This window comes from Rhizobium arsenicireducens (assembly GCF_964021225.1).
The window spans coordinates 3,844,597-3,866,311 of the sequence record NZ_CAXHYK020000001.1 but is presented as its reverse complement, the minus strand read 5'-3'; the positions used below and the strand labels follow the sequence as shown (position 1 = coordinate 3,866,311).

General features: G+C 61.3%; 14 protein-coding genes and 1 pseudogene. 5 read left to right on the top strand and 10 right to left on the bottom strand.

Annotation, left to right across the window (positions count from 1 at the left end):
* Positions 1-102: 102 nt before the first annotated feature.
* From ACWPVA_RS18905 to ACWPVA_RS18895, 3 genes are all read right to left on the bottom strand, one after another.
* Positions 103-606 carry an invasion associated locus B family protein gene (locus ACWPVA_RS18905; protein WP_454289137.1) on the bottom strand — a complete coding sequence of 168 codons (504 nt, stop codon included), beginning with the start codon at positions 604-606 and terminating at the stop codon, positions 103-105.
* A gap of 304 nt (positions 607-910) precedes the next feature.
* Positions 911-1,303 (bottom strand): YkvA family protein, encoded by a 393-nt coding sequence (locus ACWPVA_RS18900; protein WP_454289136.1) that lies wholly within the window; start codon positions 1,301-1,303, stop codon positions 911-913.
* 57 nt (positions 1,304-1,360) lie between these two features.
* Positions 1,361-1,663, bottom strand: coding sequence for a 4a-hydroxytetrahydrobiopterin dehydratase (locus ACWPVA_RS18895; protein WP_454289135.1), 303 nt, complete (start codon positions 1,661-1,663; stop codon positions 1,361-1,363).
* A 31-nt stretch (positions 1,664-1,694) separates the two neighbouring features.
* On the opposite strand from ACWPVA_RS18895, the gene ACWPVA_RS18890 reads away from it, so the two are divergent.
* Complete coding sequence (locus ACWPVA_RS18890) at positions 1,695-2,201, top strand: low molecular weight protein-tyrosine-phosphatase (protein WP_454289134.1); 507 nt, start codon at positions 1,695-1,697, stop codon at positions 2,199-2,201.
* Here the strand turns inward: ACWPVA_RS18890 and thpR are convergent.
* Positions 2,108-2,701, bottom strand: a complete 594-nt coding sequence (thpR, locus tag ACWPVA_RS18885; protein ID WP_454289133.1) for an RNA 2',3'-cyclic phosphodiesterase — start codon at positions 2,699-2,701, stop codon at positions 2,108-2,110. The genes ACWPVA_RS18890 and thpR overlap by 94 nt on opposite strands.
* A 67-nt stretch (positions 2,702-2,768) precedes the next feature.
* Entirely contained in the window at positions 2,769-3,416 is a 648-nt protein-coding gene (locus ACWPVA_RS18880) for an arylesterase (RefSeq protein ID WP_454289132.1), read from the bottom strand.
* Positions 3,417-3,493: 77 nt separating this feature from the next.
* Here ACWPVA_RS18880 and ACWPVA_RS18875 point away from each other — a divergent pair, with 77 nt between their 5' ends.
* The 3 genes from ACWPVA_RS18875 to ACWPVA_RS18865 all read left to right on the top strand — a co-directional run bounded on the left by ACWPVA_RS18875 (position 3,494) and on the right by ACWPVA_RS18865 (position 7,688).
* Positions 3,494-4,207: an ABC transporter ATP-binding protein gene (locus ACWPVA_RS18875; protein WP_454289131.1), complete on the top strand. Its 714-nt coding sequence runs from the start codon at positions 3,494-3,496 to the stop codon at positions 4,205-4,207.
* Complete coding sequence (locus tag ACWPVA_RS18870; RefSeq protein WP_454289130.1) at positions 4,204-6,750, top strand: ABC transporter permease; 2,547 nt, start codon at positions 4,204-4,206, stop codon at positions 6,748-6,750. The genes ACWPVA_RS18875 and ACWPVA_RS18870 overlap by 4 nt, the downstream gene beginning before the upstream one ends.
* A gap of 191 nt (positions 6,751-6,941) precedes the next feature.
* Complete coding sequence (locus tag ACWPVA_RS18865; protein ID WP_454289129.1) at positions 6,942-7,688, top strand: Bax inhibitor-1/YccA family protein; 747 nt, start codon at positions 6,942-6,944, stop codon at positions 7,686-7,688.
* A 114-nt stretch (positions 7,689-7,802) separates the two neighbouring features.
* Here ACWPVA_RS18865 and ACWPVA_RS18860 read toward each other — a convergent pair whose 3' ends face one another.
* The gene (locus ACWPVA_RS18860) at positions 7,803-8,978 is read right to left on the bottom strand and encodes a polysaccharide biosynthesis/export family protein (RefSeq protein WP_454289128.1); all 1,176 of its coding nucleotides are present in this window, start codon (positions 8,976-8,978) and stop codon (positions 7,803-7,805) included.
* A gap of 124 nt (positions 8,979-9,102) precedes the next feature.
* Positions 9,103-10,398 carry a capsule biosynthesis protein gene (locus ACWPVA_RS18855; protein WP_454289646.1) on the bottom strand — a complete coding sequence of 432 codons (1,296 nt, stop codon included), beginning with the start codon at positions 10,396-10,398 and terminating at the stop codon, positions 9,103-9,105.
* Between the two features lie 133 nt (positions 10,399-10,531).
* Between ACWPVA_RS18855 and ACWPVA_RS18850 the strand changes: the two genes are divergently transcribed.
* Entirely contained in the window at positions 10,532-11,818 is a 1,287-nt protein-coding gene (locus tag ACWPVA_RS18850) for a capsule biosynthesis protein (protein ID WP_454289645.1), read from the top strand.
* 13 nt (positions 11,819-11,831) lie between these two features.
* Here the strand turns inward: ACWPVA_RS18850 and ACWPVA_RS18845 are convergent, their stop codons facing one another.
* The 3 genes and pseudogenes from ACWPVA_RS18845 to ACWPVA_RS18835 form a co-directional block, all read right to left on the bottom strand.
* Positions 11,832-12,623: an SDR family oxidoreductase gene (locus tag ACWPVA_RS18845; RefSeq protein ID WP_454289127.1), complete on the bottom strand. Its 792-nt coding sequence runs from the start codon at positions 12,621-12,623 to the stop codon at positions 11,832-11,834.
* Positions 12,624-12,688: 65 nt separating this feature from the next.
* Entirely contained in the window at positions 12,689-14,068 is a 1,380-nt protein-coding gene (locus ACWPVA_RS18840; protein ID WP_454289126.1) for an aminotransferase class I/II-fold pyridoxal phosphate-dependent enzyme, read from the bottom strand.
* An 18-nt stretch (positions 14,069-14,086) separates the two neighbouring features.
* Positions 14,087-21,644: pseudogene (locus ACWPVA_RS18835) on the bottom strand (SDR family NAD(P)-dependent oxidoreductase).
* Positions 21,645-21,715 lie beyond the last annotated feature (71 nt).

The following is a 21,715-nucleotide window of genomic DNA, read 5'->3' as shown; positions in this document are numbered from 1 at the left end:
TCGCCCTGCGTCACGCCGAATGTCGCGCAACCCGTCCCAAGGTCGAAACTGCAAAAGGGCCGGCGCGCCGCCGACCCTTCATCGTAACAGGGATCCGCAAGCCTACTTGCAGTTCTCGATCTGCTTCAACGCCGCTGAAATACCGGACAGCGAATAGTTATAGGTGGTCCCCGTTCCCCGAGCCGAGGTCGCCTTGACGGTCATATTCGTGCCGCCCTTCATCGCGGCGACGAGAGCCGGCTCTTCGGCGGCGTTTTCGACCCATGCCGAGCTGTCCTTGACGAACATGACAAAGTTCTTGGCGTCAATCGACACATTGACCTTCGAGCCCTCCTTCAGCGCATAGCCCATCATCGCCTGGGGCTCATAGGAGATATTCTGGCCAGGCCTTTGCGACACGACGAAGAATATGTCGCCGTGATTGACCGATGCGGGCTCCTTGGCTGTCGGAACGGAGAGCACGTAGCATACGTTGCCGCCATTCGACTTATAGGAATAAGCGCCCCATGCCTTGAACTGCTCGATACGCGTCGGCGACTGCGCCGCAGCAAGGGTGCTGCTTGCCAGAATAATTGCCAATGCGGTTACGCTGCTTCTTACGAACATGTCTTCCTGCCGGTTGCTTGTCCATCCATCGTCCGGCAGAGGTTAGCCGAACAGTCCATCGTCAAAACTTGATTCAGTATGACTTAATTTACGTTACCAAACCGTCAACACGAAACGATTCCGGCCGCAAACCATTATCGGGGAAGAGAATCGCCTTGTATCGAGACATATGCAACGCTCGAACAGGCCCCTGCCCTTCCGGCGGATCTAAAGAGAAGAAATCAGGCGAGAGTTAGGCCCAGCCAAATTTCGTTTCGTCCATCGCCTGAGACAGCCGCTGTACCGCCTCAGGCTTGGATATCTTTCAGGCACGCGCGCGTTGTGCCACCGGTGCATCGCTCAACATCTCGTCGGCGGCGGCATAATGCCTTTCCCTGATATGCCCGTTGATCAGGGCGAGTGCCGTGGTGAGAACGGCAATGTCGTCCGTGAAGCCGACCAGTACGAACATGTCGGGGATCGCATCCAATGGAAGAACGAAATAGCCAAGCGCAGCAAGGAGTATGCCGCGCACCCGCAGTGGTGTTTGCCGGTCCGTCGCGCAGAAGTAGGCGGCAATCACATCGCGCGAAAACGGTATCTGGCGGACAGCCTTCTTCATCGTCGGCCAGAATTTCGCCCGGACATCGTTCTCCTGGCGCTCCTGAGTCTCCTCGTCGCCCGGCAACAGTATTTCACCGATCTTGATATCGTCCATCGCGTTTCGATCCTCTCGTTTGGACCCGGTCAAGATATGGGAAGTGTACCGCCGAAATCAATCGCGCCGCCCCGCGGCACGGTCCATGGCACCCGCCAGGCGGAAATCGAGATCGGTCAGCCCTTTGGCCGAATGCGTGGTCAGCGTCACGTCGACGCGACGATAGACGTTCGACCATTCGGGATGATGATTGAGCCGTTCGGCAGCAAGCGCCGACCGGGTCATGAAGGCAAAGGCCTCGACGAAATCGGCAAAGACGAACCGACGGCTGATTGAAGCACCATCAGGCGCAAGCGACCAGTCCTTCAGGCTCTGGAGGCGTTCTGCGATTGCCGCGTCTTCCAGTTTTTCGTATTTCATGCTCAACCCTCTCGTCACCCCGGAAAACCCGATGGCTCCATTTCCCGTGCTTTTCGTCTGTCTCGGCAACATCTGCCGCTCACCGCTGGCCGAGGGCATATTTCGTCATATGACGACACGGGACGGCAGAGCCGATGCGTATCCAACGGATTCGGCAGGCACCGGTGGATGGCATATCGGCTACCCCCCTGACAGCCGGTCCGTGCAGGTCGCCCGCGAGCACGGCATTGACATATCGCAGTTGCGCGCCCGCCGGATCGAAGCCTCCGACTTCGACCGCTTCCGACTGATCCTTGCCATGGACCGCAGCAATCTGGCCCATATCCAAGGCATTGCACCGCGCGAAACGCCGGCAACCATTGGGCTTTTCGGTAGCTATGCGCTGGGCACCGACGCCGATGTGCCCGATCCCTACTACGGCGGGATCGGAGACTTCCACGAGGTCTACAACATGCTTTTCGCGGGCTGCAGCTCCATCGTCGAGAAACTTGAGGCAGATCGCGCCTCGTGGAGCGGAAACACTTCTTCGGTCAAATAGGGACCGCCACCCACCGATTCCTTCGAGGACATCAGGACGAAGCGGCAGACCGAGAACGGCGCTGTGTGGAAGTTGCCGCGCCCGGAGAGATAGTTCACCACGTCATCGACCCGACACGTCTTGAGGCGGGCCAGAGTCACATGGGGCATGAATTTTCGCGGATCAGGTGCCAGACCGATGCGCTGGCAAATGCGCTCGATTTCAGCCTGCAAGGCGAACATTTCCGGGGCGGGTGAAACACCAGCCCACAGGGAATGTGGCTTCTTCGAACCGAACGAGCCTATGCCGTTGAGGCTGAGTGTGAACTCCGGCCGATCGACCCGGTCGAGCCGATCGACGATCTCGTCGGCAGTCCGGCCATCGACATCGCCGATGAAGCGGAGGGTGAGATGGTAGTTCTCCACATCGATCCATCGGGCGCCAGGGAGACCGCCACGTAAAAGGGAGAGGCTCAATGCCGCACTTCGCGGAATTTCGAGGGCAGTGAACAATCTCGGCATGGCGAACTCCCCGAATCTTTTTTAAGACACACACAGCGAATCACGCAACGCCGGGACACGCAAGTCCCTATTTAGGCGTGTCCTGAATGGCTTCCACAAACTCCCGGACAACCGGCAGCATGCGCTCGACCATGATTGCGACACCCTCGGCATTCGGATGCATCCCGTCCTCGAGCTGCATCTCGGATCGAGTGACGACTCCGTCCAGGATGAACGGATAGAAGGCAAGCCCATGTTTTTCCGCAAGCTTCGGATAGATTGGATTGAATCGATCGGCATAATCGGCACCCATGTTTGGCGGAGCCAGCATGCCAACAAGCAGAACCGCAATCCCGCGTGCCTGCAGCCTGCCGATGATCGCGTCGAGGTTCTTTTCCGTCTCTTCCGGCGGAATGCCACGCAACGCGTCATTGGCGCCAAGTTCCAGGATCACGCCCCTCACACCATCCGGCACGGACCAGTCGACCCTTGCCAGACCGGCCGCGCTCGTATCTCCCGACACACCGGCATTTATGATCGTGACGTCGGCCCCCTCGGCGACCAGCGCCTTCTCGAGACGAACGGGCAGGGCGTCTTCCGCAGGCAGCTGGTAGCCTGCCATAAGGCTATCGCCAAATCCTACCAATTGGATCGGCTGGGCGGCTGCGGTGAATGCGGATGCAACTAGGCTGCCGGCGATCACGGCGATATGAAGGAGCGTCGCTTTAAATCTCATCGGGCCTTCCCTAAATTGGCATAAGCTGGAACAGCGCGCGAAGCTTGCTTCGCCTCACACATATAGGGCGAGCACGGGTGATAAAAACCATTATCGAACTAAAGAAGGCCGATCTCACTCTCGGGAATGCGGCAGCATCCGTTCATGTACTGAAGAATATCGACCTGACGATTGGCGAGGGCGAAGCCGTCGGCATCGTCGGCCCTTCAGGGTCGGGCAAGTCCACGCTGCTTATGGTGCTTGCAGGCCTCGAGCGCCTCGACAGCGGCGAGATCCACGTCAATGGCTCAGCATTGCACCGCTTGGGCGAAGACGCGCTTGCCGATTTTCGTGGCAAGAACATCGGCATCGTCTTCCAGTCCTTCCACCTGATCGCCAACATGACGGCGCTCGAGAATGTCGCCATCCCGCTTGAATTGGCCAATGTTCGCAATCCTTTCGACATCGCCCGGCGTGAATTGCAGGCCGTCGGCCTGGGTGAGCGGCTCGGCCATTATCCGGGCCAGCTCTCCGGCGGCGAGCAGCAGCGCGTCGCCATAGCCCGCGCCCTTGCTCCCTCGCCGGCCGTATTGATCGCCGACGAGCCGACCGGCAACCTCGACACCGAGACGGGCCGTCAGATCGCCGACCTGCTCTTTGCCCAGCAGGCCGAACGCGGCATGACGCTGGTACTGGTCACCCATGACCTCGCGCTCGCCTCCCGTTGCTCGCGTCAGGTCCGCGTCGCGTCCGGCCAGATCGCCGCTGACGCTGCGGTGCTCGACCGCCATTCGGAAGCCCTGACCGCATGATGCATTTCGCGACGAGAGTCTCCACGGCCTTTCGTATCTCGCTGCGCGAACTGCGCGGCGGGCTGAAGGGTTTCTATATCTTCCTCGCCTGCATCGCGCTCGGCACCGGCGCAATCGCCGCCGTCAATTCGGTCTCGACGGCGATCACCGGCTCGATCGCGTCAGAGGGTCGCACCCTGCTGGCTGGCGACGTGCGCTTTGAGTTGAACAACCGAGAAGCCAACCAGGAGGAGATGCGCTTCCTTGAAGGCCTGGGAGACATTGCCGTATCGACCGTGCTGCGCTCGATGGCGCGCCTGCCTGATGGATCGGACCAGTCACTGGTCGAGGTCAAGGCGGTCGACGGCGCCTATCCGCTCTACGGCACTTTCGTGGCAGAACCAGCCCAACCCCTTAACGAACTCATTGCGCCAGTCGACGGCCGTTTCGGCGCCGTTGCCGCCCCTCTGCTACTGGACCGGCTTGGGCTCAAGATCGGCGACGAGGTGCTGATCGGCAAGGCAAGCTTCGTGATTACCGGGGCCATCACAACGGAGCCGGACGCGATCTCAGACGGTTTCGGCTTCGCGCCTCGGCTGGTGACAACCCGGGAAGCGCTGAAAGCCAGTGGTCTGGTCGACACCGGAAGTCTGGTCGAGCACGCCTACAAGATCCGGCTTGCCACCCCTGCTCCAACTCCTGAAGAAATCCGGCGGAAAGCTGAGAGCACCTTGCCGAATGCCGGGTGGTCGATCCGCACCAGCGACCGCGCCGCGCCGTCGCTCACCGAAAATATCGAGCGTTTCTCACAGTTTCTCACACTCGTCGGACTGACTGCGCTGGTGGTCGGCGGCGTCGGCGTGGCAAATGCCGTGCGCGCCTTCCTCGATTCCAAGCGCACCGTCATCGCCACGCTGAAATGCCTCGGCGCGCCGGCTTCGGTTGTCGTTATGGTCTACTTCTTCCAGATCACCGTTGTCGCCATCATCGGCATCCTGGCCGGGCTCGTGCTTGGCGCGATCGCTCCCCTGGTGGCCTCCTACTACCTCGCCGGCTTCCTGCCGATCTCGACGGAACCGACTCTCTATCCGGGTGCCCTGCTGCTCGCAGCCATGTTCGGCATTCTCGTGACGCTGTCTTTTGCCATCCTGCCGCTCGGCCACGCCCGGCAGGTCCCGGCGACCGCCCTATTCCGCGAGCAGGGTTTCGAATCCCGTGGCCTGCCGTCCTGGCCCTATATCGCCGCCGCCGCTCTGGCCCTTGCCGCTCTGGCGGCCCTGGCAATCCTGAGCTCGGATGAACGACGCATCGCAACGATCTTCCTGGTGGCGATGGCCGCTGGCTTCGTTCTCTTGCGCCTCGTCGCACTGGCAATCGCCTACCTCGCGCGGCGCAGCCCGCGCGTGCCCTCCGCAGCGCTCAGGTTGGCAATCGGCAACATCCATCGTCCCGGCGCATTGACACCCGCGGTCACCCTATCACTCGGCCTTGGCTTGAGCCTTCTGGTGGCGCTTGCATTGATCGACGGCAATCTACGGCGGGAACTCAGCGCCAACCTGCCGGAGCGCGCGCCGAACTTCTTCTTCATCGACATCCAGAAAAGCGAGATTGATGGCTTCCGGTCGGTGGTCGAAGGGATTTCGCCGAACGGCACGTTGGTAGAGGTTCCGATGCTGCGTGGCCGCATCCTCGCGTTCAACGGTACCGATGTCGCCATGATTGAAGTCCCGCCAGAAGGCCGTTGGGTGCTGCGCGGCGATCGCGGCATCACCTATGCCGAGACAGTCCCGGAGAACGCCTCCGTCGTCGAGGGAACCTGGTGGCCGGCGGACTACGCGGGCGAACCGCTCGTTTCCTTCTCTGTCGAGGAAGCCGGCGAACTGGGCCTGAAACTCGGCGACACAGTGACGGTCAACGTGCTGGGCCGCAACATTACGGCGAAGATCGCCAATTTCCGCAAAGTCGAGTGGGAGAGCCTGTCGATCAACTTTGTCATGGTGTTTTCACCCAATACCTTTGCCGGCGCACCGCACGCCTGGCTAGCGACACTGACCGACACCGAAGCCGAGCCGGCCGACGAAGCCGCCGTTCTCAAGGCCGTGACCCAGGCCTACCCGACGATTACGAGCGTCCGCGTTAAGGATGCGCTGGATGTGGTCGACCGGCTGGTCGGGCAATTGGCCACCGCCATCCGTGCCGCCGCGGCCATCGCCCTCATTGCCTCGGTCCTCGTGCTGTCGGGTGCGCTTGCCGCCGGCAACCGTGCCCGCACCCATGATGCCGTCGTTCTCAAGACGCTCGGAGCCACGCGCGCGATGCTGATCCGTGCCTTTACCTATGAATACTTTCTGTTGGGTGCAGCGACCGCCTGTTTTGCACTGCTGGCAGGCGGCGGTGTCGCTTGGTACGTGCTCAGCCAGATCATGCGGCTGCCGTCCAACTTCCTGCCCGATGTCGCGCTGACAACGATCCTACTGTCGCTCGTGACCACAATCGGTATCGGCCTTGCAGGCACCTGGCGAATCCTGGGGCAGAAGGCAGCTCCGGTCCTCAGGGAACTCTAGCATCGGCCTCATTCCCGCACCGCTCCCTTTATCGCCCGGATCGGAGACGATAACGGCATTTTGAGGAACTCGGGTCTTGTCGCGCGGGCTGGGAATCCTCATATTGGCGCTAGGCATGCTGGAGCTCCGCAGCGGCGCCTGGGTATGAAACCCGACACCGTAACCTTTTCGGAGCTTGAAAAGAGGAAACAATGTCTGAACTTCGCAACTACCAGAGCCGAGCAGGCCAGGGTGGTGCCCAGTCGGCGACGATGATCGACGAGGGCCTCCGCTCTTATATGCTGAAGGTCTACAACCTGATGGCGCTCGGGCTGGCGATCACGGGTATTGCTGCATTCGTCACCGCACAGATGGCGATCGGCAGCGACGGCCAGCTGACGGCCTTTGGCCAGGCGATCTATCTCAGCCCCCTCAAGTGGTTGGTAATGCTCGCACCGTTGGGCCTCGTGTTCTTCATGAGCTTCCGGATCCATACGTTGAGCGTTTCGGCCGCACGGACGACCTTCTGGGTCTATGCCGGCCTGATGGGCCTGTCGCTGTCGTCGATCTTCATGGTCTACACGGGCGCCAGCATCGTCCAGACCTTCTTCGTGACCGCCGCTTCTTTCGGCGCCCTGTCGCTTTACGGTTACACCACCAAGCGTGACCTGTCGGGCATGGGCTCGTTCCTGATCATGGGCCTGTTCGGCGTGATTATCGCGTCGTTGGTCAACATCTTCCTGGCGTCTTCGGCACTTGAGTTCGCGATCTCCGTCATCGGCGTCCTGCTGTTTGCAGGCCTGACCGCCTACGACACGCAGAGCATCAAGGAAACCTACTACGAGGCCGATGGTAGCGACGTTGCCGGACGCAAAGCGATCATGGGCGCTCTGAGGCTCTATCTCGACTTCATCAACCTCTTCCTGTTCATGCTGCGCTTCCTCGGCAATCGCGAGTAACAGGCAAGACAGACAGACCAGGGACGGCTACCCGTCGTCCCTGGCCAACAATAAAAAACCCGCCGGCGGCGGGTTTTTTCGTTGCTCTCTACGCGTGAGCGCTTTCGCCGCAGGCTACTGGTTCAACAAAATCTGTCCGGTGCGGGCAGTGGCGAGCGGTGCCGAAACCAGGCGCACGAACTTGGCAATGTCCACGGCCGGGTGGCGCGACGCATAGACCACGTCGCGGTTCTTGATCGGGAAATTCTGGCCGACGATCAGGCTGTCGGCAACCGACATGTCGAAACGGTAGACGATCGGATAACGACCTTCCTTGTTCGGCCTCATGCCCTTGGCCACCAGACTGTGGAACCGCTCGGGCGATAGCAGGTCGGAGACGATTTCCGGCTCCTCGTAGCGGAAGACGAAATAGCCCTTAGCATCGATCCGTTCATCCGAACCGCCACCTGCGAGCGCGATCGCCTCGAGCAGGTTCACGTCGTTCGAGCCGAATGGCAGACGACCGTTCTTCCACACCTCTCCGAGCGCTGTAAAGGTGCGCGGATCGTGGGTGACGAAGAGCTGATCCTTTGGCTCGACGTAGATGTTTTCCGACGGATTCTCCACGATCGACTGCAGCAGCACCGTACCCGTCTTCGACCCACGCGCCAATGTAACGTAGGATTCGTATGGTTGCGATGCCGGACCGCCAGCCTTCGCAATGACTTCCATGATGGTTTCGCCCGAGAGGCCAAGCGGAACCATGGATGGCCTGCCGACCGCACCGGATACCGTGACGTTGCGGGACGAGGTGCCGCCACTGCTGATGATGACGTCAGGCTCCACGGCCTTGTTTGCCAATGCACTCAACACGGCCTGGCGGGCCTGCTCGAGCGTCCGACCACGGAACTGTACCTGGCCGACATAGGGAATAGCCGCCTTACCGTCCGGTTGAACGACGACGTCGATATCGGTCTTCTTGGAGTCCTGGGTGGAGAACAGCCCGTCGGCGCCGGCTTCGAAGATCGTGACCCGCAGCTGATCGCCGACGCCGATCACCACGTTGCGCGCCGCTCCGCCAATACCGAAACGACGCTTCAGCATGCCGACCGAAAAATCGGCAACCGTACGCGCAGTTTCCGCATTAACATCGACAATTTCGAAGACGGCTGCGTTGGAACGATGAACATCGGAGATCGATTTGCCCGCCTGCCCATTGATATCAGCTGCCAGCGGACCAGCACCGGGAACCGCTTCACAGCCAGCCAAGCCTGCACAAACGATAGCAACAACAACAACTACGCGCTTCAAATCGGCACTCCTGACCGCAATAGAATCTGGATGGGCGTGTGACCCATAGCATGGGAAAAAGCCAGACTTCCAGACGTACACCCACAATAGATCAAAGAAGCTAAAAATTGACCAATACCCATCGTCAATATGTGCCCGCAGTGTTGCCGATATGCCGCGGAAAGGCCTTCGGTGAGGACCAGCGCGGAGGCGGATCGATGAAGGCGCCAGGCGCGTTGACCCCATTGGCGAGAATGCGCCGCACGATCTCCTCAATCGCGACCTCGCGGCCCTCCTGATGATAGAAATTCCCTTTGACCTGAATCGTTGCGGCCAGAGCCGCAAGAAATTTCTTGAGCAGAGCTTCGTCCACCGGTTCCGGATCTGTCCAGAAGCTGTCGAGTGTGGCCTGATGGGTGAGACCGGGAACATCGAAAACGGCGCATCCGAGCGCAATCGTCGGCACATGCGCCCGCAGACTGTGCAGCCCGACCGTGGAATTCACCACCACAGCGCCCAATGCCCGCTTGAGCAATGCCACGAGATTTCCCTGTTCGATGAAGATCACTCGCTTTTCGACGCCGTGCTGGCGCGCAATACGGCCGACCCGTTTGCCCCAGCGTTCCAGTCCGTTGTCCAGCGGATGCTGCTTGACCACAAGAAAGCTCTCGCTCGTCGCATGAGCGGCAAAAGAGCCTATGACTTCTTCCAGCATATCGGAGAGATGGGCATAGGGTGAATTCGCCCGGATTTGATAGTCACTCTGAAGCTGCAGGGCCACGATATAGAAAGGCACATGTCCCTTCTCCAGAAGCTCCGGCGGGGTCAAAGCCTTTCGATGCAGGGCCCGCACGACCCAAGGCAGATAGTCAACCAGCGCGTTATAGTATTTGTCGGCGCGATAGAGCGGGAAAAAAGGACGCCCGAAAAAGGCCGCCAGATTATAGACCACCTCGTTGAACGCTTCCTGTCCGAAGGTATGAGGATAGAGCACGTGCATGTCTGGTTCCGGCACCTGTCTCGCGATCGCCCTTATGGCCTCCGGATCGTTCGGGAAATGCGATAGTCTCCCCATCCCGTCCCGTTCGAGGGTGATCCAATCAGGGCGCAGGTAGCCGAACTCCATGGCATGGCAACGGACGCCTAGCCGCCGCGCGATGTCGCGCGCCACGCAGTGATACGGCAATTGATCCGCGTAGTAGACGATATCGGTAATGTCCTCGCGCTGGATCAGCGCCTCGACGAACGAGGCCCAGCGCTTGAACGATCCTCGATAATTGATCGCTCCACGCTTGAGCCAGTAGAGTTGATCCCCAAACGAGAAATTGACGCGATGGGTAGGCACGCCGGCAGCCTCGAAAGCATCGGCAAGCGCACGCCAGAAAGTCGATGGCGGGCCCTGCAGGAATAGGATCGAAGATCGTGTCTCGGATGGACGCATCAACGAACGTACCATTCACAAGAAGAAGAGGGGAGCATTCCGAACCATTTCCATTGAAACCGGCATTGTACCTGCGAGCCGGCGGCGACTATAAGTGGCAGCCAACCGATGAACAAGACCACAAGTGACCATCATGCATCGTTTCGCCTTGCTGCTTCTCCAAGGGCCCGCCTCTCCCTTTCTGAAGGGTCTGGCGTCCGAGGCGGAGCAGCGTGGGTTCTCGGTATACAAGATCCATTTCTGCCTTGGCGATGCTGTCTTTTGGTGGCCCCGCCGGGCCGACTGGTTCAGGGGCGCCGATGCGCAGTGGCCGCAATATCTGGAGCGGTTTTGCCGCGACAGAAAAGTAACCGACATCCTGATGCTCGGCGACGGACGGCCCAAGCATGCAGCCGCGATCGAGGTCGCCCGCGGCCTCGGTATCCGTGTGCATGTCTTCGAACACGGATATCTGAGACCCGACTGGCTGACCATCGAGCCGGACGGCATGTCCGGCCGGTCGCGCTTTCCTAAGCGGGCCGAAACGGTTCGCGCCATAGCCGCCGGCACGCCCCCTGCCGACCTTGGTGGACATTTCCGATCGAGCTTCCTGACCTATGCCCTACTGGATCTGGCCTACCACGTCCCGAACGTGCTGCTCGGCTGGCTCGTTCATCCGAACTATCGTGCCCATGGCCCTGTTCATCCAGTCATCGAATATGCCGGCTGGATCGGCAAAGCCCTTGCCGCACGCCGTCGCGGGCGCGAAGCCCGAGCGATAGAGGGTCGCTATTTGTCTGCAGCACCGGAAAACGGGTCCCGTTTTTTCTTGTTTCCCCTGCAATTGCCAGGCGACTATCAGATCCGGCTGCACGCGCCAGTCGGGGATCTTTACCGGCTGGTCGAGAGTGTCATCCGTTCCTTTGCCCGCCATGCCACGACGGACAAGCGCCTGCTGTTCAAGACGCACCCGATCGACAACGGCCTAAGCGGTTGGCCGCGAAGGATCGCCGATATGGCGAAATCACAGGGGGTCGGCGACCGGGTCGATCTGATCGACGGCGGCGACCTGGATCGGTTGATTGCCCGCGCTGACGGCATTGTCACGGTCAATTCGACAGTGGGCCTGACGGCGCTGCTTGCGGGAAAGCCGGTGATAAGCCTTGGCGCTTCGATCTACGACATGCCCGGCGTGACACATCAGGAGAGCCTGGCGTCTTTCTGGACCGAACCTCAGGCTCCACAAGCCGACATGCCTGATGCTCTCGCCCGCGCCCTGATCGCCACCGTGCAGGTTCGCGGCGGCTTCATCGGCAAGCAAGCGATCCAAAGCGGCGCGCACGAAATGCTCGAGCGCATCCTCTCGCCTTCCCGCCAGCTTTCGGAAGAGCCTCCCGGCCCGGTCGAATTCCGCTACGAGGCCGAACTGACCGCGCAGTGAAAATGCGCGGGCTTTATCGCCGCCACGACCGATGGAACCAGCGATAGATCCACGGTTTTGCGACACCGCCGAAACGCGCCAGCAGGTAGAGCGTCGGCGTGAAGAAGATCTCGGCCTGCCGCCGATCCAGTGCCCGGACGATGCGCCGGGCGACGGCCTCGCTACTCCACAGTCCGGCACGGCCTATCATTGCCACCGCTTCCGCCGGGCGGAGCTTCAGCTCATCCGCCAATTGCGGGGTATCCGTATCAGGCGGGAAGCAGATCGACACATCAATGCCATGCCATCTCGATTCGACGCGCAGGGCTTCGGCGAAACCGACGAGCGCCGACTTCGAAGCGCAATAGGCGGTATAACCATGAAGCCCTATCAGTCCCGCCCCCGAAGAGATGATCATGATCTGGCCCTGCCTGCGGGCCTTCATCCCGGCATAGACGGCAGAGATCACATGAACCGTGCCGTTCAGATTGGTGTCCACATGGCGCTTGAATTGTGCTCCTGTTAGCGCATCGAATGGCATTGGAGACACCAGGCCTGCGGCGGTAACGAGTATATCGCAGGGGCCGACATCGGCTTCGATTGCCGAGAGCACCGCTTGCACTGCGGCATCGTCGGTCACATCAAGACTGGCGATGAGAATGTCATCTGCGCTCCGCCCGGTCTCCGATATCAACCGAGCCCTGGCCGCCTCGAGCCGCTCCTGACTGCGTCCGATCAGGCTCACGCGCGCCGCCCGTTCAAGATATTGGCGGGCTACCGCCAAACCGATCCCGCTCGAGCCTCCGGTAATGACGACGTGGACCATGGACACCTCGGGCCGTGATCATCGGACCGCGTTTGTGGGAAGAAACCTGCGGATGGCAACACGGTTCAAGATTTGGCGAACAGGGCCATCAACTGACTGGTGTCAAACGAGCCGAGACCAAAATTCTCCTGCTTCAAGCGCTCGAGAATAGTGGCCGTGCGTTCGACCGCGCGGGTGATTTGCTCGTCGGTATGGGCGCTGGTGATGAAGAAGCGTAGCCGTGCAAGACCTTCCGGAACGGCCGGATGGATGATCGGCAGCACGTTTATACCATCGGCATGCAATTCGTTCGACAGTTGCACGGCACGCAGCGAATCCGCAACCAGCACCGGCACGACGGAATAACCTTGGCTCAGGCCCGTATCAAGACCGCGTTCGCGGGCGAGCTCAAGGAAAAGACGGCTATTGTGGCGCAGCCGATGCGTGCGCTCCGGTTCGGCCTTCAGAATTCCGAGGCTGGCAATCGCCGCTGCCGCCAGCGCAGGGGCAAGGCCGACGCTATAGACGAAACCGCCTGCCTGAGCTTTCAGCAGGGTGATCAGCGCCTCGCTGCCAGCAATATAGCCGCCACAGCTGCAGCTGGTTTTGGACAGTGTCCCCATCCAGATGTCGACGCCCCCCGGAGCAATGCCGAAATGCTCGAATACGCCGCGTCCAGTATCGCCGAGCACGCCGAGAGAATGCGCCTCGTCGATCATCAGCCAAAAGCCGTATTGCTCCTTGAGACGAATCAGCGCCGGGAGATCGGCGATGTCGCCGTCCATCGAGTAGACGCCTTCGGCGATCACCAAAATCCGCTCGTAGTCACCGGCAAGCGCCTTCAACACACGGTCTAGATCGGCAATGTCGTTGTGCTTGAAGAAACGGCGCGTAGCGCCAGAGAGCCGAATGCCCGCCAATGCGCTGTTGTGGATGAACTCGTCGTGGACCACCAGATCCTTCGGCCCGACCAGCGAGCTGATGCCCGCAACATTGGTCAGATAGCCGCTGACGAAACAGACCGCGGCTTCTGCGTCGTAAACATCGGCGACCTTCTCTTCGAGCTCGGTGTGAATGGTACGCTCGCCTGCGACCAGACGGCTGGCCGAAGCGGAAACGCCGAAGGTGTCGAGCGCTTGGGTCGCACGTGCAAGAACCTTCGGATGATGGTTGAGGCCAAGATAGTCGTAGGAGGCGAAATTGTCGAAGCGCCTGCCGCCGATCAGCGCAGTTGCGCCGCTCGCGCCCTCATGGGCCCGGTAGAAGGGGTTTTCCATGCCGAAATGCTGGCCGGCGAGCTGCTGCATCACCACCTGCTTGTACTCGGGAAGGTCTGCGAAGCCTGGCTGCCTGCGCACCGGAGCCTGCGCTGCTGCGTGCTCGGTGCGGATGCGGCGCCCGTCTTCGACGTCCTTCTGCAATCCTTTCATACGGTTCAGTATGAACTGCCGCTTGCTCTCATCCATTTCAGCACTCCAAGGCGCTCACTCCGATGGTTCGGAGTTGCCCTCCTGTTCGGCTCCGCCGTGACGTCGGCTCAACTCGTCGAGGATCCGCAAATCGTCCGACCCTTCAGCCGCCGTTTCGTCCGTATCGCTCCGCGTTCTCACCTTCTCATAGAGGCGCCGCGTAATGTCCCCGACCGTTGCATTGTCTGCAAGGCTGCTCAGCGGCATATCGAAGCCGGTATTCTGTTCGAAATTCAAACCGAGTTCAACGGCCATCAGGCTGTCGAGCCCGATTTCCTTGAGAACGCTTTCCTTGGAGATGCTTTCGCGTGACACTCTGAGGATATTGGCGATCTCCTGCGCCACCACATCGAACAGGATATCCTGCGCTTCCGTCTGGGCCTTGCCCTCTATCATCGCCGCAAGATCGATCTCGCCACCTTCGGCCCCGCTTGCATGATGCGAAGCCCGGCGCATGACGACTTCGAAAAGGCTCTCTCCGACCACGCGCAGGTGGTGGGCGGCGCCCCAGTCGAATTCGGATACCATTACCACCGCAGCCTCGACGCTGTCGGGGGCGGACGCGATATAGTCCTCGACGCACTGCAATGCTTCGCGCGAACCGATCGCCGTCTTGCCGAGCCGCCGGTCGAGCCGCTGGCCGACATCAGTGTTGCGGGCGAGATAGCCCGCATCGGAAATGGCGCCGAAACCGACCGCAAGCCCCGGCAGCCCGGCACCTCGCCGTGCACGCGCCAGACCTTCCAGGAAGCCGTTCGCAGCCACGTAGTTGGCCTGCCCCGGGTTGCCGACCAGTGTTGTCACCGATGAGAACAAAATGAAATTGTCCAGCTTGTCAACGCGCGTCAGCCGATCGAGGATCGCCGCACCCTTGGCCTTGACGTCGATGACCGGCTGGTTGCGCTCGCGATTGAGATTGCTGATCAGCGCATCGTCCAGAACCATGGCGGCATGGACAACGCTCTTCAACGGGCCGATCTTGCGGATCGCCGACAACATTTTCGCGACGTCCGTTTCTTTGGTCACATCGCAGGCGAAGAGATGGGCGACAACGCCGGCCAAGCGCCAACGCTCGATCGCCGCAGAGGTTTCTGCGTCCGCCACACCGCGACGCGAGCACAGCGCAACATGGCGCGCGCCCTTCTCGACGAGCCATTCGGCTGCAACGAGGCCGAAGCCACCGATGCCGCCGACGACAAGATGCACGCCTTCGGAATCGACGAACATTTTGCGCGAAGCACGGGACGCGACCCGATCCACGCCGGCCTTGGGCGGCAGGACGACGATCTTGCCAATGTGCCCGGCATTCTGCATCAGACGGAAAGCGTCGCCGATTTCGTCATGATCGAAGGCGCGATAGGGAAGTGCCGAGAACACGCCCTCCTCGAATAGCACGCCGATCTCGCTCAGCATGCGGCGCGAAAGTGCCGGATGGAGGACGAGCAATTGGTCAGCGTCGATGCCGAAATAGCTGACATTGCGGCGGAAGGGACGAAGCCCGATCTTGCTGTCGGCATAATAGTCGCGCTTGCCGAGCTCGAGGAACCGGCCGAACGGCTTCACCAGCGACAGGCTTTGCTCCATCGCCTCGCCGAACAACGAGTTGAGCACGACGTCCACACCCTCGCCGCCGGTCACCGCCAGAACGTCGTTGACGAAGCTCAGCGAGCGGGAATCGAAGATGTAGTCGGCGCCGAGCATTTCGACAAAACGACGCTTCTCCTGCGTGCCGGCGGTCGCGATGACCTTCAGACCCGCATGCTTGGCCACCTGCAGCGCAGCAAGGCCAACGCCGCCGGCAGCGCCGTGGATCAGGATCGTCTCGCCGGGACGCGACCGGGCAAGTTCGATGATCGCGTAATAGGCCGTCAGGAAGACGACCGGAATCGAAGCAGCCGCGACCGGATCAACGCCGGACGGCAATTTCGCTACGCCTGCCCGCTTGACAACGACATGGGTGGCGAAGGCGGCAGCCGCGATGGCCATCACAGGATCACCGATGGCGAGGTCATCGACATTCCCGCCAACAGCAACGACTCGACCGGAGAACTCCATGCCGATCGAAGCGCCGGCAAAGCCGTCTTCCAGTGCCTCTTCCGGCAAAAGTCCCATGGCCCACATGACGTCGCGGAAGTTGAGGCCGGTGGCGGCCACCTGGACCAGGACGTCGTCCGGTCCAATTGCCGGCACGTCACAGCTTTCCCAGCGGATGCTGGAAACCTGCGACGGCGTCTGCTGGCGAATGACCGCGGCGTCAAAAGTCGTCGTGACTGTGTTGGCCGTCGGCATGGCGCCCGGAACTGCGCGCAATTCAAGCGCGCTTATGCCATCGGTGCTGACGCACCATTCGCGGTTGGCAACGCCTGGCGCGCAAATGGCCGCCACGTCGGCGAGCAACTGGGCCGGATCACGACGCAAGGCACCGCTGTCGATGCTCTGGACATCGACGAAGTCGAACTCGTTGCGCAAGACGCGCAGGAAAGTCCACAAACCCGAATTCACCGGGTCGGCCGCCGGTCGATCGGAAACCGGCGCGCCGCCGGGTGCCGATACGAGAAGCCGGATCGGCGCCGGTTCCTTGGTGCGCGATCCGCGATAGTCGGCAAGCGCCAAGGCAAACGCGCTGAGGATCAGCACATTGTCCTGAAGCACGGCCGATGCGTCCCCAGCCGCATCGACTGTGGGGGAGAGATAAATCACGTCCAGCGGGTCATCCGCATGGCGTTCGAAGCGCTTGATGAAGGCTTCCTTGTCGGCAGCAAGATCGCCGCTTGCGGCAAGAATCTCGAAGGATGGGAAGCCCTGACCTTCGGCTGCCGCAGACAGGGCATCCGTGAAAATGCGTCCGTCGTGGACGAGCAGAACCGGGTTCTGGGTCGCGTAGGTCGCATCCGAGATTTCGGAAGCAGCGGAGGCTGCGGCTTTCGTTTCGATGGTGATGACCGGCCCGCCCGTCATCTCGCGCAGGACGACATCCGCCTCGGCAAAGCCGATGTTCGACAGGATCGCCCGCCAATCACTGGCATTCGCCAATGCACCGATCGGGAATTCCGCGGTCTGGCTGCGGGCGAACCAACCCTCGGAGAGACCCGAGACGAAGTCGTGGAACAGTGCCGGCGCCTCGACGGCAGCCATCAGAGCTTGAGCACCGGCCAGGACGCCCGCGCCCTTCTCCGATGCGAAGTCCGTTTCGATCAGGTTGCGGAACTGGCTGCTGGCACTGAGCACGACATCAGCCGATGCGATGGCCGACAGTTCTTCGCGCGAAAAGATGCTGACGTGAGGCTGATCTTCGAAGGCGAGTTCCAGGCGATGGCGAAGCGCGCCATCCGGCTCGTAGATCGCCAGCCGGGCACCGTGGTCGGCGGCAATTTCCGCGAGCCCGCGGCTCAGGCCCACCGAGGTGCTGCCAAGCTCGAGGATCCGCAGGCTTGCCTTGGATGGCCGCTTGCCAAGCCAGGCGCGCAGGCCGTCAAGCAGGATCGTTATTCGCGACCGGGCTGCAACCGAATGAATTTCCTGGTGTTCCAGAGTTGCCTCGCTGAGGAAATGATCGCGCTTCAGCGACCCTTCATCACCAGCGTCTGTGCCCGCTTCCGGCTCGGCGAGGCGATCCAGCACCTCGCGATAGACATCGTTGATCAGCACCGCCTCGACGGCGCGATCCGGACATTCCTTGTAGAGGTCGCCAAGGATTTCCGCGACCGGCGGCAGCGCACATTCCGGATCGATGATCCATTCCCCGCCCTGCTGGTCGATGAAGCCGGCATCGGCCAGCAGGTGCAGGCCGTTGAACAGGAACGGTCGCAGGGCCGGGTCGACTGGAAGATCAGCAGAGGTGAGGCTCGTCTTGCCGCCCGCAAGCGCGCTCGCCATATCGTGCAGGGCCCGCATGATCGCGGCATTGAACAGCAGCGTCTCGTTGTCGATGCCGGTTTCCGGCAGTTGCGCGAAGCAGGAATCCGCCGAGACAGCGGCCGCGACCGACGGCAAGGCCCGCCCCGCCACCGACGAAGACAGCGCCTCGTAGTGGAAGGAAAGCGCGCCCAGCGCCTTGCGCTGCTTCAGATAGGTACGACGGAAGCGACAGTCCTCTAAGGACGCAACCCGCTCGCCATCGGCATCGAACAGATGGAACTTCGCCTTGATCGAGGTCGGGCTCAGCCGGTCGATCTCGATCACCGCCCGGCGGATCGTAGCGCCGGTGCGGTCGATGCGGATCTGGCCGAAGCGCACCGGAATATAGGGCGCTCCACGATGGTCGCCGCTGAACCGGTCGAACAGGGCGACTAGACCGTGGAAGACAGCATCGACGGAAACGGGGTTGAGATTGTAGCGCAGCATCGGATGCGCCGGCGTCGCGGGTTCAGCAAGCGACACCTCGATCAACCGATCGCCGCGACAGATGGTCTGCTGCATCAGCTGGAAGTGCGGTCCGTAGTCGAGCCCGAAATTGGCGGCGATGCCATAGGCCTTCTTCGCATCGATCTCGGCGGTCACGTCGATCTGCGGCAAAGCCGGGACCGGACGCACCTCGGAAGCAGTCAGCTTGCGCACGCGGGCGACCGCATGGATCGTCCAGTCGTCTTCACTCAGCCGCTCGCGCGAACGGATCTCGAGATCGCCGGTCTCGCGCGAGACCATGGTCGAAAGCTCGATCAGACGGCTTTCGCTAAGCTCGAGAGGACGCACGATTTCGAGATTGGTGATTTCAACGCGCGACTGACCGTAAAGTTGGCTGGCCGCGGAGATAGCAATCTCGATGAAGCCGCTGCCCGGAAGGATCGAGCGACCATCGACGACATGCTCCGCAAGATCCGGGAAGAGATGCGCATCAATATGGTTCTTCCATGTCGCGCTGTTAGGATCGATGCGCCAGCCAACAAGCGTGTAGCCGACCTCGCTGTCGCGCCCGTAGATGTCGGCGCGGTCGCTGGTGCGATCTGGCTGAAGGTCGGTCTTGTCGAACGGCAGCTCCGGCAGGTTCACGAAGGCATTGCGTTTCCCGAACACCTTGGCCTTGTCGACCGTCGCTCCGCCGGCGATGGCGCGTGCCATGGCCTGCAGCACCGGATCGCTGTTCAGGTGCCCATCTTCGCGCGACAGTGTCCCGACAAAATTGATCGAAGCTGAACGCTGTTTTGCAATTTCGGAAAGATAACCGCCAAGGATGGCGCGCGGTGTCACTTCGATGAACACATTGCAGCCGAGCGCCATTGCCTCTTCCGCAGCCTGCTGGAACTTGACCGGCTGGCGAACATTGCGCCACCAGTATTCCGGTGTCAGTGCTTCGCCATTGATCGCGGTGCCGGTAACTGTCGAGATGAACACGGTATCGCCACGGCGCGGCGCGATCGCCGGCATGTCGGCCAGAAACGCATCGCGCGACCGATCGATCAGCGGGTGATGGAAGGGATAATTGATGTCCAGCGGCTGAACCGCCACCCGACGTTTGCGGGCACGCTCGCGCAGAAGCTTGATATTTTCGTAGGAACCCGAGATCGTCACCGAATTCGGCGCGTTGATCGCTGCGATTTCGAGCTTCTCCCAGGTCGAGGGACCGGATTAGTTCCATCGTGGCCTGTTCACCAAGCTTGACGGCCGCCATAGTCCCTTCGCCTGCCAATACGTCCTGGTGCAGCGAGCGCTTGGCAATCACCGTCACGGCATCCTTGAGCGACAGCGCGCCGGCCGCGTAGGCAGCGGCGACTTCGCCGACCGAATGGCCGAGGCTCGCTGTCGGGCGAAGGCCCATCTCCACCAAGCTGTCCGTCAAGGCGGCCTGGATGGCGAAGAGAATCGGCTGCGCAAGCTTGGTATCGCTAAGCTTGCTCTCAAGTTCCGGATCGCTGAGCGATTCCTTGAGGTCGATAGGAGACTGGCGCGAAAAAAGCTCGGATATCCGCTCGAAGGATCGCCGGAAGGAGGCATTGTGCTTGAGCGCCTCGAGGCCCATACCGGCCCACTGCGCTCCGTTGCCCGAAAAGACGAGCGCAACTTTCGGGTCGCGCGACAGTGCTTCACCGGTCTCAGCGAGACATTCGGCACCGGCAAGATGAGCGTCGATCGCTTCGATGGCCTGCGCGCGTTCCGCCGTGACCACGAAACGGTGGCGCAGCGCCGAGCGGTTGGCGCTCCCTGCGGCGACGATGGCGGCGGCCTCCTCTTTGCTTTCGGCCTGAGTGAGGCGATCGCGATAGGCAGCAAGTAGCCCCTTCAGGCTGTCGGCCGTGTGAGCACTGATCATCAGAAGTCGCGGGGAAGCGCCTGCGGCCGATTTTGACTCAACGGGCGCAACCTCAGCCTGCGGGTCGGCGATCACGACGTGCGCATTGGCGCCGCCGAAACCGAAGGAATTAATCCCGGCGAGCCGCGGACGATCGCTCTTGTCGAGCACTACGGGCTTGTCTGCGACGCGCACATTGAGGCCCTGGAAATCGATTTCCTCATTCGGCGTGTCGAAATGCAGCGACGCCGGCAGATAGTCATGTTCCAGCGCGAGCATCGCCTTGATCACGCCCAGCAAACCGGAGGCCGGTTCGGTATGGCCGATATTGGTCTTGATCGAACCGATCCATACCGGCTCTTCCCGGCGCATGCCGATCACCTGGCCAAGCGACCAGACTTCGGCCGGGTCTCCGACCTTGGTTCCGGTGCCATGGCCTTCGACGAAGGCTACGTCGCGGGGATCGATGCCGTCAGAGTAAATCGACATCAGCAATTCCGCCTGCGCCTCGCGCGACGGTAACGAAATGCCGTTGGTTCGGCCCGCGGCATTGATGCCGGATGCGACGATCGTCGCGCGGCTGCGGTCACCTTCGCGGGCGACGCGTTCGGAGGAGCGGAGAACGAGCACGGCGCCGCCTTCGGCGCGCACATAGCCAATGCCGTCATTGTCATAGGCTTTGCAGAGCCCGTCGGGCGACAGCATGCGCGCCTGGGCGAAACCGACGAAAGGCAGCGGATGCACGAGCATGTTCACGCCGCCGACAATGGCGGTGTCGACCAGACCGGAATTGATGGCGCGAACGGCATGGTCGAGAGCGACCAGTGAAGACGAGCAGGCAGTGTCGACCGTCAGGCTCGGCCCCTTGAGGCCAAAGACGTGGGAAATACGGTTGGAGACGATAGACAGCGTATTGCCGGTCATGAAGTAGGGACCGGGCGCTGCCGGATCCTCAACCGACAGATTGGCATGGTCGAGGCTGGATGCGCCGACATAGACCGCAACCCGCTCGTCCTGGAGGCTCGCCACCGGAAGATTGGCATCCTCCAGCGCCCGCCAGGTCAATTCCAGCATCAGCCGCTGCTGCGGATCCATGAAGGTCGCTTCGCGCCGCGAAATGCCGAACAAGGCAGGGTCGAAGGCATGAATGTCTTCAAGCACCCCTGCAGCATCGGTATAGTATTTTCCCGCAACGCCCATCTGCGGGTGCCAGAAGCGCGCACGGTCCCAGCGATCACTTGGAATGTTCGTGACCGCGCAGATGCCCGCACGCATCATTTCAAACAGCGCTTCAGGCGATCCAGCTCCAGGTGCGGCGCATGCACGCCCGATTACTTCTACTGTCATATACTTCTATCGCAGAGTTTCATTGGATTGCGGCACGACAACCTCGGCGCTCATCTCGCGGCCCACACCTC